11 protein-coding genes and 1 pseudogene are annotated in these 13375 nt (G+C 42.6%); 5 read left to right on the top strand and 7 right to left on the bottom strand.

Going from position 1 to position 13375, the window contains the following annotated elements; translation table 11 throughout:
• Positions 1–134 precede the first annotated feature (134 nt).
• Positions 135–474, bottom strand: a pseudogene (locus tag AS888_RS17020) (zinc ribbon domain-containing protein YjdM).
• Positions 475–671: 197 nt separating this feature from the next.
• On the opposite strand from AS888_RS17020, the gene AS888_RS17025 reads away from it, so the two are divergent.
• From AS888_RS17025 to AS888_RS17040, 4 genes are all read left to right on the top strand, one after another.
• Positions 672–1361, top strand: a complete 690-nt coding sequence (locus tag AS888_RS17025; RefSeq protein ID WP_061143376.1) for a response regulator transcription factor — start codon at positions 672–674, stop codon at positions 1359–1361.
• Positions 1358–2362: a sensor histidine kinase gene (locus AS888_RS17030; RefSeq protein ID WP_061143351.1), complete on the top strand. Its 1005-nt coding sequence runs from the start codon at positions 1358–1360 to the stop codon at positions 2360–2362. The genes AS888_RS17025 and AS888_RS17030 overlap by 4 nt, the downstream gene beginning before the upstream one ends.
• A gap of 99 nt (positions 2363–2461) precedes the next feature.
• Complete coding sequence (locus tag AS888_RS17035) at positions 2462–3223, top strand: ABC transporter ATP-binding protein (protein WP_061143352.1); 762 nt, start codon at positions 2462–2464, stop codon at positions 3221–3223.
• Complete coding sequence (locus AS888_RS17040) at positions 3213–5159, top strand: ABC transporter permease (RefSeq protein WP_061143353.1); 1947 nt, start codon at positions 3213–3215, stop codon at positions 5157–5159. The genes AS888_RS17035 and AS888_RS17040 overlap by 11 nt, the downstream gene beginning before the upstream one ends.
• 520 nt (positions 5160–5679) lie before the next feature.
• Here the strand turns inward: AS888_RS17040 and AS888_RS17045 are convergent.
• From AS888_RS17045 to AS888_RS17070, 6 genes are all read right to left on the bottom strand, one after another.
• Positions 5680–6744, bottom strand: a complete 1065-nt coding sequence (locus AS888_RS17045; RefSeq protein WP_061143354.1) for an NAD(P)/FAD-dependent oxidoreductase — start codon at positions 6742–6744, stop codon at positions 5680–5682.
• A gap of 237 nt (positions 6745–6981) precedes the next feature.
• Entirely contained in the window at positions 6982–7797 is an 816-nt protein-coding gene (gene phnX / locus AS888_RS17050) for a phosphonoacetaldehyde hydrolase (protein WP_061143355.1), read from the bottom strand.
• Positions 7794–8888, bottom strand: a complete 1095-nt coding sequence (phnW, locus tag AS888_RS17055; protein WP_061143356.1) for a 2-aminoethylphosphonate--pyruvate transaminase — start codon at positions 8886–8888, stop codon at positions 7794–7796. The genes phnX and phnW overlap by 4 nt, the downstream gene beginning before the upstream one ends.
• 25 nt (positions 8889–8913) lie before the next feature.
• Positions 8914–9906, bottom strand: coding sequence for an extracellular solute-binding protein (locus AS888_RS17060; RefSeq protein WP_061143357.1), 993 nt, complete (start codon positions 9904–9906; stop codon positions 8914–8916).
• Positions 9907–9916: 10 nt separating this feature from the next.
• Entirely contained in the window at positions 9917–11536 is a 1620-nt protein-coding gene (locus AS888_RS17065; protein WP_061143358.1) for an ABC transporter permease subunit, read from the bottom strand.
• Positions 11529–12281, bottom strand: coding sequence for an ABC transporter ATP-binding protein (locus AS888_RS17070; protein WP_061143359.1), 753 nt, complete (start codon positions 12279–12281; stop codon positions 11529–11531). The genes AS888_RS17065 and AS888_RS17070 overlap by 8 nt, the downstream gene beginning before the upstream one ends.
• Positions 12282–12507: 226 nt before the next feature.
• Between AS888_RS17070 and AS888_RS17075 the strand changes: the two genes are divergently transcribed.
• Positions 12508–13266 (top strand): DeoR/GlpR family DNA-binding transcription regulator, encoded by a 759-nt coding sequence (locus tag AS888_RS17075; RefSeq protein WP_061143377.1) that lies wholly within the window; start codon positions 12508–12510, stop codon positions 13264–13266.
• Positions 13267–13375: the final 109 nt, after the last annotated feature.

The raw sequence follows: 13375 nt of genomic DNA on the forward strand, positions 1-13375 counted from the left end.
GCGGAAAGCGAGTGCCTGGAGTGGAAATCAACGTCTAAATTGTACAGGCCATAAAAATAGACAAACTCGATTTTCATCGAGTTTGTCTACAGTCTGAAACGGCCCAATCAATGGATTAGGCCGTTTTTTTATCATTATATCTTTTTAACAAATTGGGATTTCAATTTCATTGCCCCAAAACCATCGATTTTGCAATCAATATCATGATCTCCATCAACTAAACGGATGCTCTTGACTTTTGTACCCATTTTTAAGACGGATGAGCTTCCCTTCACTTTAAGGTCTTTAATGACGGTAACGGTATCCCCATCATTCAAGGCATTTCCATTCGCATCCTTGATCGTCCTTTGGTCACCATTATAGGTTTCCGCTTCTGCCGTCCACTCATGGGCGCACTCCGGACAAACAAAAAGACTTCCATCTTCATATGTATATTCTAAAATTGCATGTAGGGCAATTAGGAAAATCAGCCATCCATTCACTTCCTCCATTCGATAATGTCCATTTTAATCTATAAATCGTTTACCTACAACCGGTAGGGGCGTTCCTTCTAATTCGGTTTCTTCTGCGATTCCCCCCCTACATGTAAATTCCATTTCCTCCCTCCTCTAGAACCTAAAAGGGTTTTCCTATATAATTTTAAGGAAAAGCTGAAAAGTGTGGTGAACCCCTTGTTCAAATTGTTATTAATAGAAGATGATACGACATTATTCAATGAAATGAAAGATAGATTGACGCAATGGTCCTATGATATTCATGGAATCATTGATTTCAGTAAAGTCTTTCTCGAATTCTCGGACATCAATCCTGATTTGGTCATCATTGATATCCAGCTGCCGAAGTTTGATGGGTTCCATTGGTGCAGGCTGATCCGGGCGCACTCCAATGTTCCCATCATCTTTTTATCGTCCCGCGATCATCCTACCGATATGGTGATGTCGATGCAGCTTGGGGCAGATGACTTCATCCAGAAGCCCTTTCATTTCGATGTACTTATCGCCAAGATACAGGCCACCCTTCGCCGTGTTTATAATTACAATACCGAAAAAATCGAGTTGAAAACCTGGTGCGGCGCAACAGTCGATTATGAAAAGAATACCGTCTCCGCTGAGTCTGGAACGATTGAATTGACGAAAAATGAAATTTTCATTTTGAAAAAGCTCATTGAACAAAAAAACAAGATCGTCAGCCGTGAAGAATTAATCAACAGCTTATGGGATGACAAACGCTTCATAAGCGATAACACCCTTACCGTCAATGTGAACCGTTTACGTAAAAGGTTGGATGAATTAGGGTTGGGGGCTTATATCGAAACGAAGGTCGGACAAGGCTATATCGCCGTTGAAGAGGTACATGCATGATCAGAAAATATTTGGCAGAAAGGCTCAGCTGGATCACCTTCTTCACATTCCTTCATCTATTCATCATCTTAGTCGCCTATCTTGATTCAGCCATTCCCGTAAAGCCCATCATGTACATAGTCTTTTTATCCTTGATCATGTTTTGTATCTTTTTGATTTTCCGTTATAAAAAAGAAACCCATTATTTTAAACTGCTGGAAGCCCGGGAAGACAACCTGGACTTATCCAATCTAGCAGAAGCCGACAGCCCTTTCGAAAGAATCATCGAATGCAGTATCATGAACCAGACTGAATTATTGAAGCAGACCGCCGAAAAGAGCCAAATGACATTGGAGCAGGAGAAGGATGAATTATTATCTTGGATTCATGAAGTGAAGACCCCCTTAACGGCGATGCATTTAATGATCGACCGCTTGGATGATGGCATGCTGAAATCTCATTTGACTTATGAGTGGTTAAGGATCCATCTGCTTCTCGATCAGCAGCTCCATCAAAGGCGCATGCCTTTCATCGAAAATGACTTGTATATGGAGAATATGAACTTGGAAACCATCATTTTTGATGAGATCAAAACATTGCAATCATGGTGCATCCAAAAAGGCATCGGCTTTGACATGCAATTGGAGGTGACCGAAGTGCTTAGTGATGCCAAATGGCTCGCTTTCATCATCAGGCAGTTATTGACGAACTCGATTAAATACAGTGAAAACACCGATATTTTGATAAAAAGCTATATCCACGATGAACAAACGATCCTCCAAGTGAAGGATTGCGGCCGAGGCATCGAGTCGAAGGACTTATCACGCATTTTTGATAAAGGTTTTACGTCCACGACAAATCATCGCGACAGTGCGGCAACAGGGATGGGGTTATATTTAACCAAGAAGGCGGCAAAATCCCTATTCCTCTCGATTGATGTGCTATCAAAGCCTGGAGTGGGAACGACCATGACCTTACGCTTCCCAAAGCGGAATGACTTCGTGAATATAACAAGCATGTGACAAAAGTGTCACATGCTTTTATTCTTTGTTCGGCCAATCGCAGGAAAAAGCATACCTGGCCTTCTATAATAAAGATATAGAAAAAAGGAGTGTATCGATATGAATATATTAGAAGCGAAAAAAATCCATAAAAGCTATGGGAATAAGTTTAATAAACAGGAGGTACTGAAGGGTCTCGATATAAGCATCGCGGAAGGTGAATTCGTCAGTATCATGGGGGCATCCGGTTCAGGAAAAACGACGTTGCTGAATGTCCTTTCCTCCATCGACAAAATCAGCAACGGCACCATTACAATCGATGGACAAGAAATTTCGGGGATGAAAGAAAAAATGCTCGCCGAATTCAGGAAGAACCATCTCGGCTTCATCTTCCAAGAATATAATTTATTGGACACACTGACCGTCAAAGAAAATATCCTCTTGCCTTTATCGATTACAAAAACACCCAATCGCGAAGCGTTTCAAAAGTTCGATGCCGTGGCAAAGGAGCTTGGCATTTATGAAGTGAAGGATAAATATCCAAATGAAATTTCCGGAGGGCAAAAACAGCGTACTTCTGCGGCGCGGGCTTTCATCCATGAGCCGAGCATCATTTTTGCCGATGAGCCGACCGGGGCGCTTGATTCCAAATCCGCTTCCGATTTATTGAATAAACTGAGTGATATGAACAAAAAACACAAAGCGACGATCATCATGGTCACCCATGATCCCGTGGCAGCAAGTTATTGCAGCAGAGTCATTTTCATTAAGGATGGACAAATCTATACCCAATTGAATAAAGGGGAAGAAACGAGGCAAACCTTCTTCAAGGACATCATGAAAACACAAGGTGTATTGGGCGGTGTGCAAAATGAGCATTAATCAACTCATCTTTCGGAACCTGAAGAAGAACCTGAAAAACTATTACCTTTATGTATTTGCTTTGGTCTTCAGCGCCTCGCTTTATTTCGCATTTGTCACCTTGCAATATGACCCAGCGATGGATAAAGCGGAAGGTTCCATAAAAGGCGGCGCTGCCATCAAGACTGCATCGATCCTGCTTGTTGCGATCGTTTCCATATTCCTCTTTTATGCCAATAGCATTTTCATAAAACGGCGCAGTAAGGAAATTGGCTTATTCCAATTGATAGGCATGACAAAAAACAGAATCTTCCGTATCCTGAGCGCGGAAAACTTCATCTTATATTTCTGTTCCGTGTTCATGGGGATCTTCATAGGGTTTGCCGGTTCCAAATTGATCATGATGATCTTATTTAAGATTACCGGTGTCCATGCGATCGCAACTCTGCAATTTTCAATCTTGCCGCTTATACAGACGTTGATTGTTTTTAGCATCATCTATCTGTTCATCATGTTGATGAATTATATCTTCATAAAAAGGCAGACCATTTTATCCCTATTCAGGGTGACTTCCTTGACCGAAGGAAAAGTGAAGAAGGTTTCAATGTTCGAAATGATCATCGGCGTATTCGGGATCCTCCTGATCATTAGCGGCTATGTCGTTTCCTCCAAATTATTCGATGGAGCGTTCATGGAAATGACCGAGCTTTTTATGGCGATGATCTTCATTTTGGCATCCGTCATCATCGGGACCTATCTATTTTATAAAGGATCCGTAAGCTTCATTTTTAATATCATTCGTAAAAATAAAAACGGCTACTTGAATATCAATGAAGTATTGTCCCTATCATCGATCATGTTCCGGATGAAATCGAATGCGATATTGCTGACGATCATCACGACCGTTTCCGCCCTGGCGATCGGATTATTATCTTTAAGCTATATCGCCTACTACTCAGCTGAAAAAATGGCGGCGTCTTCCATCCCTAACGATTTTTCCTTGACCGATAAGAAAGATGCCGAGGTATTCAAACAAGCTTTGTCCGCAAGTAACATTGCTTATGCCGAAGAAAAGATTGAAGTCCTCCAAATCAAAGTCAATGCAAGGAATATATTGGAGAAAAACCTGGGAGGGGTGAATTTCGATCCGAACAACATGGTTCTTTCCGTCATCAGTGAGAAATCCGTTAAAGGGATCCATCTAGCCGAGGAAGAGACGCTGTTTAGCGGATACAGCAGCATGCTTGAGAAAGTCATGCCCTTGAAGGATTCCGGAAAGGTTGAATGGAAGGGCAAACATGAGGTGATACCGCAAACCTACATGGGCCTGAACGATGAGAGCATCCTTCCCTACTATTTCACCAATGGCGGAATGCCCGTCGGGATTGTCGATGATGCAATATTCAAGCGTTTGAAAAAGGATATCGACCCGGAAATCCAGAAAATCTCATCCATTAACATCGGGATTGATATCAAGGATGACGCAAATATTCCCACCGCGAATGAAACGTTCAAAAAAATGAACTTTAACGAAAAACATATTCAAGAATCGCAGTTTGAAACGTTCGATCATCAGAAGAAGAATATGGGCCTCTTGATGTTCATCGTCGGCTTTTTGGGACTGACCTTCCTGATCACATCCGGCTGTATTCTCTATTTCAAGCAAATGGATGAAAGCGAAAATGAAAAATCGAATTATACGATTTTACGAAAACTCGGATTCACCCAAGGTGATCTACTAAAAGGTATCCAAACAAAGCAAATATTCAATTTTGGCATTCCTTTAGTCGTCGGGCTGCTTCATAGTTATTTCGCCGTCCAGTCAGGCTGGTTCTTATTCGGAACCGAGGTTTGGACACCGATGATCATCGTCATGGTATTATACACGGCCTTGTATTCGATCTTCGGGATCCTGTCCGTCCTGCATTACAAAAAGGTCATCAAAGATTCGCTTTAACAATCATATTAAAATACAGTTACTCGCGAGTTTAGCCACTTTACTCGCGAGTTTCGTTCGTTTATCCGCGAATTTTGCCTTTGCAGCGAATGCGAGACGGGTTCTCATAAAAATTGTGCGTTTCACATGACATTGGAACCGTTTCTCGTCAATTTCCTGCTTAACTCTCCAATTCGGTCCGGATTCGTCGTATAATCACAGCTATCTTTCACCTTTTCGGAGCGTTACTCACCAGTTTCGTGCTTTTACTCGCAAGTTTAGGCTTTTGCAGGCGCATGCGCCGAGAGGGCTCCCACCCGCTCGCGGAAAGGAAGCGCCTGCAGTGAAATGAAACGGCTAAAGGTCGAATCCTCCTAAACGACGGCCAATCAAGAATCCATCTTCGTTTTCTCCAAAAAGGGAATCAGAAATCTACCTTCGCTTTATGCAGAGTTTAGATAAAAAAAGTACCCTACCAGATAGACTTTTTAAAGTGTCTATCCGATAGAGTAAACATTAATGTACCACCAATTTTTTCCTTTTACAGGACCGCAGCCGGTTTCATCATTTGCTTGATCAGTTCCTTGTTGCGCTTTTTAAAGATTTCGTTATGGGAGGAGACCATTCCCATACCAAGTGCATCGGGCTGAATATATTGCTTTGCCTTGTTTACGGCATTTGCCGCATCTTGGAAGGTTCCTGCTATTAAGTGCAATTTGCCGTCATGGTGCAGGATATCACCCGCAGCATAAATTCCATCCATCGAGGATTCACTGGAAGCATTACCTTCAATATAATAATTATCGACCATTGCAATATCCACTTTACTATTTTGCAGCAGCGATGTATCGCGCTCATATCCATGATTGATGATGACCTCGTCGACCGGCAGGTAAGAAACCTCACCCGTCGTATGGTTGGTCAATTCGACATGTTCGATCGATTCATGATTGGCACACGCGATCAGCTTAGTGATCGTTGTATTCAAGAAGCAAACGGCTGAGCTTTCCATCAATTGCCTTGCCTGTGATTCATGACCAGCTAAGCTATCTTTCCTGTATGTCAGATAGACTTTTTTGGCGACTGGCTCCAATTCATTAGCCCAATCGATTGCCGAATTGCCGCCACCTGAGATGATCACCGTTTTATCCTTGAATCGGTTGAATGATTTAACGGTATAGTTCAGATTGGAAACCTCAAACCTTTCCGCCCCTTCTATCTCCAGTTTTTGAGGATTCAAGATTCCGCCGCCAACCGCGACAATGATCGTCTTAGAATAATGCTTTTGACCGGATGCTGTAAGTAAAACGAATATCCCTTCCTCATTACGTGTGATCGATTCCACTTTCTCATTCAACACGACGGTTGGATTGAACGTTAAGCCCTGCTCCACCAGCTGTTCGATTAACTTCTCACCTGTAGTCGGTGTCAGTCCGCCTACATCCCAAATCATTTTCTCCGGATATACATGAATCTTCCCGCCTAGCTGCGGCTGGTATTCAATGATTTTCGTCTTCATTTCCCTTAACCCGCTATAAAAAGTGGAGTACAGGCCTGCGGGCCCCCCTCCAATAACTGTAACATCAAATAAATCTTGCTGTTCCATTTCCGTTCACTCCTCGGTAATCAAATGTTATTGATTATCATTCTCATTTAATCGTACACCCTTTTCGTCACTTTTTCAATATGAATTTATGAAATAAGTGAGCAAAATTTCAAAAATGAACCTCCAACATATTTACCGATTCCGTGAGGCTGGTGTATCGACTGCGCAGGGTGAATGAAACGCAAAAAAAAGTGCAGTCATTCCCCTTGATTGCGGGCTGCACATTTTGAAAGATGGTTAGCGTGAACTCGGTCTCTTCCCATCAGCTATAAGATCATTGATACGATCTATGAGCTCAGGCAATTCCTTCATCGTTTTAATCGTAAAATCAGCCCCATTTTGCATAAAGGAATGGGCCGTTTCGGAGATTACATTTTCTTTATCCCATTCTGATAGACTGGTATACTCCTCCAAACTCAATCCCATCTCAGAGCTTCCGACAATGACTCCGACGGACCAGACCCCAGCATGGACTCCCTCCTTCATATCCGAAGCGGTATCTCCTACTTTCACTGTCTTCCATGACGCGGATATCCTCAATTCTTCGATGTTGCGATAAATCATGTATGGATAAGGTCTTCCAACCGAATTGGTTGCATCAGGGGTTACATGGAAATCAGGGCCGTAGCCTTTTTTCAACGCATGGGAGACGACGACTTCCATCATGGCATCCGTATAACCCGTTGTCGAACCAATCTTCAGCCCGCGATTTCTCAATACTTCCACCGTCTCGATGACACCTGGAATCGGTTCTGTATAATCTGCCAAGGAAACCATTAATGCCGGTTCGAACTCAGCGTACAATTTTTCGACATCCTCCTCATTGAAACCTCGTCCATATGCCTCTTCCCATAAAGCGGATATCCTTGGCATCGCCAGCATTGCCCGGATATGATCGATTTTCAGCATCCCCATCGGTGCTCTCGCTTCCGCCATCGTCACATCGATGCCGGCATTCTTAAAAATATCCACAAAAACGTTCACTGGCGCAAAACAGCCAAAATCCACCGCTGTCCCAGCCCAATCCAAAATGATTCCCTCTACCTTATTCATCCTGTCACCACTTTCATATATTTTTCTACGATCCTGCCAAGCTTCTCGATATCTTCTTCATGGATTTCCCCGATATTGCCCATGCGGAATGTATTGATGTCCGTCAGCTTTCCGGGATAGATTACGTAACCGTTCAGTTTGATAAACTTGTAAAAGTCCTCGAAATCAAAGGTTTCAGTGGGAAAAAGGAATGTCGTGATGATAGGCGATTGTTTATCCGGTGCGATATATGCTTGGATCCCCCATTGACTCATCAGCTTCCTCAGCCTATCATTATTAGACTTATAACGAGCGAACCTGGCAGAAATGCCGCCCTCTTCAGCTAATTCCTCCAGCGCTTTGGCAAACGCGGCCACTACATGAGTCGGAGAGGTGAAACGCCATTTCCCATCCTTGTCCATCTCCTTCCATTGATCATATAAATCCAGTGACAAACTGCGGGCATTGCCCTCACAAGCCAATAATTCATCCAGCTTGGCAATGACAAAACCAAAACCAGGAATGCCTTGGATGCATTTATTTGCACTGCTGATCAAATAATCGATTCCGAGTTCAGCTACATTCATGTCAACTCCGCCAAAGCTGCTCATCGCATCGATGATCAAGGTTTTCCCCTGTTCCTTTGATACCTTCGAAACCATCTCGATCGGATTTAAGATTCCTGTCGTCGTTTCACAATGAACCATGGCAATATGGGTGATGTCCCGATCTTCACGCAATATGCTGCAAATTTCAGCTTCCTTTGGAAATTCGTTGTACTCAACACGATATTCCCTATATTTCAAGCCGATGCACGCTGCCATTTTCACCATCCGTTTTCCATATGCACCATTCGTAATGATCAGCACCTTATCGGATTCCGAAAGTGCAGTCGTCAGTACAGATTCTACAACGAATGAGCCGCTTCCCTGCATAAGCACTGCCGTATATTCTCCGTTCGCAGCATATGCCAAGTCGAGAAGCTGGTTTCTGATTTTTTGGGTGATATCCTTATAATCAGTTTCCCACGTGCAACGGTCAACGAGCATTTCTTGCTTCACCGTATTTGTCGTTGTTAGCGGTCCAGGCGTTAATAATTTATATGTATTCATTTTCCTTCACTCCTCGCTGTAATGATCATTGTGCTGATTTAAAGAACTGTTGATGTTGTTTCAATAATTCGACGGTAAGAGGCTGTTTGAATTTCATCGGGTGGGCCGGTTTATTTTTTTCCGTTACCTTTTCACCTTCGTATAGGGCGACAGGATAATGCTCCAACAGGTCTTCCCTAGCGTCTTTGCTGATCGTCTCTGCCATTTTCATCGCCAAACGTGTTTTAGCTTCATCGCCTTTATTCACGACAGCGACGGATTCCGTGTAGGAGAAATCCCCCTCGATTGGATCGACATATTGGATCGGTAAGCCCGACTCTTTAGCCATCACGGCTTGATAGCGTAAACCAAAACCGGCAGCCACTTCCCCGGATTGCACTTTATTGATCGGACCTGACCCTGAGCTCTCCAAATGCGGACCGCTATTCGCTATTAAATCATGAAGGACCTTTTTCCCTTCTGCTTCACCGTATTGACTGATAATCGCTTGAACTAACAGCCACCCTGTTGAGGAATCCAGAATATTAGGAATGGAAACGAGCCCTTTATATTCCGGCTTTGTTAAGTCCTTAATCGAGCTCGGCATCGGCAGGCTTTTTTGCTTGAGCACTTCCGTATTCACAAAAACGGAGCCGGTATTGGCCAAGATCGGCGTGTAATAGGCTGGATTGGGTTCCAACGCTTTTGTTTCAAATGAAAGGTCCTTGAACATGGGGTGTTGTTTTTGGGCACTTTCGATGAAATAGGAACTCATTGTAACTAGATCGGCCTCGATTTCAGCGCCTTCTGCCAGCAGCTTTCCCCCTAATTCGGATGTGCCCAACGATTGAAGGACATATTTCCCCTCGTAACCGGCCTTTTTCAAGGTTGTCTCCATTGCTGTTGTCGCTTCTTCATCCCCATTCGTATAGATGACCACCTTTTCCTCATCCGCTTTGCCGCTGTTACGGCCCGCCCATACAAATACCAAACTTAAAGCAACTAAAGAAAGTAAGGCTATCTTCCACTTTTTAAACATAATATCCCCCTCATTTATGTTTCCATTGTCTTTTTTGATAATGATCACAAAGCAGCTTCACGATTAGATTTGTAAAAAAGATAAGCAAAGACAAGATGAATATTTCATTGAACTTGGCAAAATGCTGAAGCTCTTTAATTTTGCTGGCCACTAATGTCGTTTGGGCGGTGACCAAAAAGATGATTCCGCTGATCGTCACCATACTATTGATGAAATAGTAGCTGAACATCTCGATCACTGTCGATGCCGAGTTTGGCAGGATGACACGATGGATTGTCTTGATCCAGCTATCCCCCAATAGTTCGCCGATCGTTTCCCATGAGGGGTTCATTTTCGCCAATGAGTTCTTCGCCATTAAGTAAGGTGTCGTAAAAAAATGAACCATATTACAAAAAATGATGATGGTGAAGGTCCCCTTCCAGCTGCTGCCGCTGAAGAGCAGCAAATACGATAAGCCGAGCACCATCCCCGGAACGGTATTCGTCAGCATCGAAATGACATCGATGGACGATTTCCCCCTAAGCGGCGTCCGGACATTCAAAACCGCTGAGCTAAAGGCAATGAATGTTCCCAGAACGGCCGTCATCAAGGAAACGAATAAGGAGTTTTTATAAACAGCCGTTAAATCGCTTGATTGGATGGTCGCGATAAAGTGCTTGAATGTGAATGAAAGATCGTAAGGGAAACTAGTTAAAAATGGTGCAATGAACATGACCGCAAATACGGAAACCATCCCTAGCAGGACGAGCAGCGAGATACCCCCAAAGCATAAATCCCTCGCTTTATGCTGCGAAATCTCGATATCGCTGAACTTGTCATAATGAACATTACGCTTCTCGAGATAGTTTAATAGAAAAACACTGAATACTGCCGGGATGAGCATGAGAATGGCAATCACGGCACCATTATTGAAATCAGGGATGGATCCCAGCATAACTTGATACAGCTGCGTCGCAACAACGGAGTAGGTACCGCCGACTGAAGCCGGTATCCCGAAATCGGTGAAGCTCAAGATGAAAGAAAGTACAAAGGCTCCACCGAGAGTTCCCGACAATGGCCGTATGATCGTATTCATGAAACTTCTTATCATTCCATCCCCCATCAGTTTTGAAACGACAATGAATCTTTTATCCATATATTTAAAGGAATTGTTAATGAGAAGAAAGGTCGATGGCAATGTATAAATCACATAACCTATCAATAATCCCTTAAAGCCGTATATATCGAATACATTGCTTCCCACAATTTTCGTCATGATTCCTTGATTGCCGAAAGAGTAGATGATCGCAAACCCGAATGTGATGGTCGGAAGCAGCATCGGAATAAGGATCCCCGTTTTGATGACACTTTTTAATGGTCCATATATTCGGGTGCAATGGATTGAATAGGCGAGACAAAAGGCGATAATGGTCGTTACGACGGCCGTGACCCCCGAAATTTTCAAGCTGTTTCCAAATGCCTTCATCAGCTCTACATTTGTAAGGACCGTTACATAATTCGAGAGATTGATGCCATCAGCCGTTTCGAAAGAACGGACGAACAAGATGCCCAAAGGCAAAATGAGAAAAGCGGCAAATAGCAGTAAGATAGGTATATAAATGACTTGCATTGCCGGTTTTACATCAGGCATACTTTTCACCGAATAAGTTATAAATATTTTCTTTCTTGATCTCCAGTTGTTTAAGGATGAATTCCCTAACAAAATCATTGGCCGGCTGATTGATGATTTCTTTAGGTGATCCAAATTGTGAAATATTCCCTTGATTGATGATCAAAATTTTATCGGACATCGTCAACGCCTCTTCCGGGTCATGCGTTACGATGATCGTCGTGAGCTTGAATTGTCTTGCAATCGATTTGATGCGTTGCTTTATCGATTCCTTGATGACTCCATCCAAAGCACTTATAGGTTCATCAAGCAATAAAATTTTCGGTTTCATTACGAGGGTCCTTGCGAGCGCTACCCGCTGTTTCTGCCCACCTGATAATTCAGCCATTTTCTTTTTTAAATGAGGTTTTAGCTCCAAGAAATCAATATATTCCTGTAATTCTTCCTCGGTTACCAATCCTTTTTTATTCCTGAGTCCATAAACAATATTTTCGTATGCATTTAAATGAGGGAAGAGCGCATAATCTTGGAAGACTATATTAAACCCCCGATCCTTCATCCGCACGTTGCTCAAATCGGTATCGTTGAAAATGATTTTTCCTTGCTCGACACTCGTTAGCCCCAAGATGATATTCAACATCGTAGTTTTTCCGCTCCCGCTTGGGCCTAACAGTGAAACGATCTCTCCTGTTTCTATTTCAAGATTTATATTTTCCAAAACGAATTTATCATCGAATTGCTTGCTAATATTTTGTAATTTCAGCAAACCGTTCACCTCCTTAAGTACACCCTTAGTATAAAAGCCGTTTGTAAATCGAATTTACGATTTTTGTAAATACTCTGTAAATATTGAACACTTTTATACTAACTTCATACTAACTTTTGACCATATCATGATACAGTTATTTGCTGTTTATTGAATATGTTTCGCGTACATCGTACACTTATAAGGAATATCCAAAAATGAGAATTGAAGAATGGCGGGTGAAAACATGCTTCCACTTGAAAGGCAAAAGAAAATCATCGATTTATTGACGGTAAGAAAAGTCATGAAGCTTACCGAGCTTACTGAAGAACTGCAAGTTTCCATTGAAACGCTTAGGAGAGATATGAACCTTCTCACTAGACAAGGAAAAATAGAAAAGATTTATGGAGGCGTAAAGCTGGCTCAATCTACCTTTGGGGAATCGATGATAGAGGAAAGGATGTTCAGCCAATTACGAGAAAAGGAAGTAATCGCCCAAAAATGCAGTGAGTATATTCATGATGGTGACTGCATTTATATCGATAGCGGTTCGACAACCTATCAACTCGCAAAATATATAAAACAGAAAAAGAAACTGACGGTGATAACCAATTCCATACCTGTCGTGAACGAGCTCCTTCATAGCGAAATCGAGTTATTGATCATAGGAGGAAAGGTTCGGCAAAATGAACAATCCATCGTCGCATTTGACTATCTATTCAACTTTAGCGAATTGAATATAGCGAAGGCCTTCATTTGTGCGAGTGGCATTACGATTGAAAAAGGAATTTCCGACTATAATTTAGAGGAAGCGAACACGCGGAAGAAAATCATCGAATTATCACAACAGGTCTATGTTGCCGCCGACAGCACGAAGTTCGGCAAAGACGTGACCATCGGGATTGCACCACTGGATAAAATCGATTACATCATTACGGACGATCATTTACATCAAGATTTCATCTCTTCGTTTCAAGGTACCGGCACACATTTGATCCTTTCTTAAATGATGGGCTGTTTTCGCATACTTTGTTGCTTTCGTTGATTTCCCCCTCCCCATGCTCGCCTATGCAGAGGGCCCGCAGCCCAATCAACCTTAAGACGTTTCGTTTTAA

The organism is Peribacillus simplex, assembly GCF_001542915.1.
GTDB lineage: Bacteria > Bacillota > Bacilli > Bacillales > DSM-1321 > Peribacillus > Peribacillus simplex_B.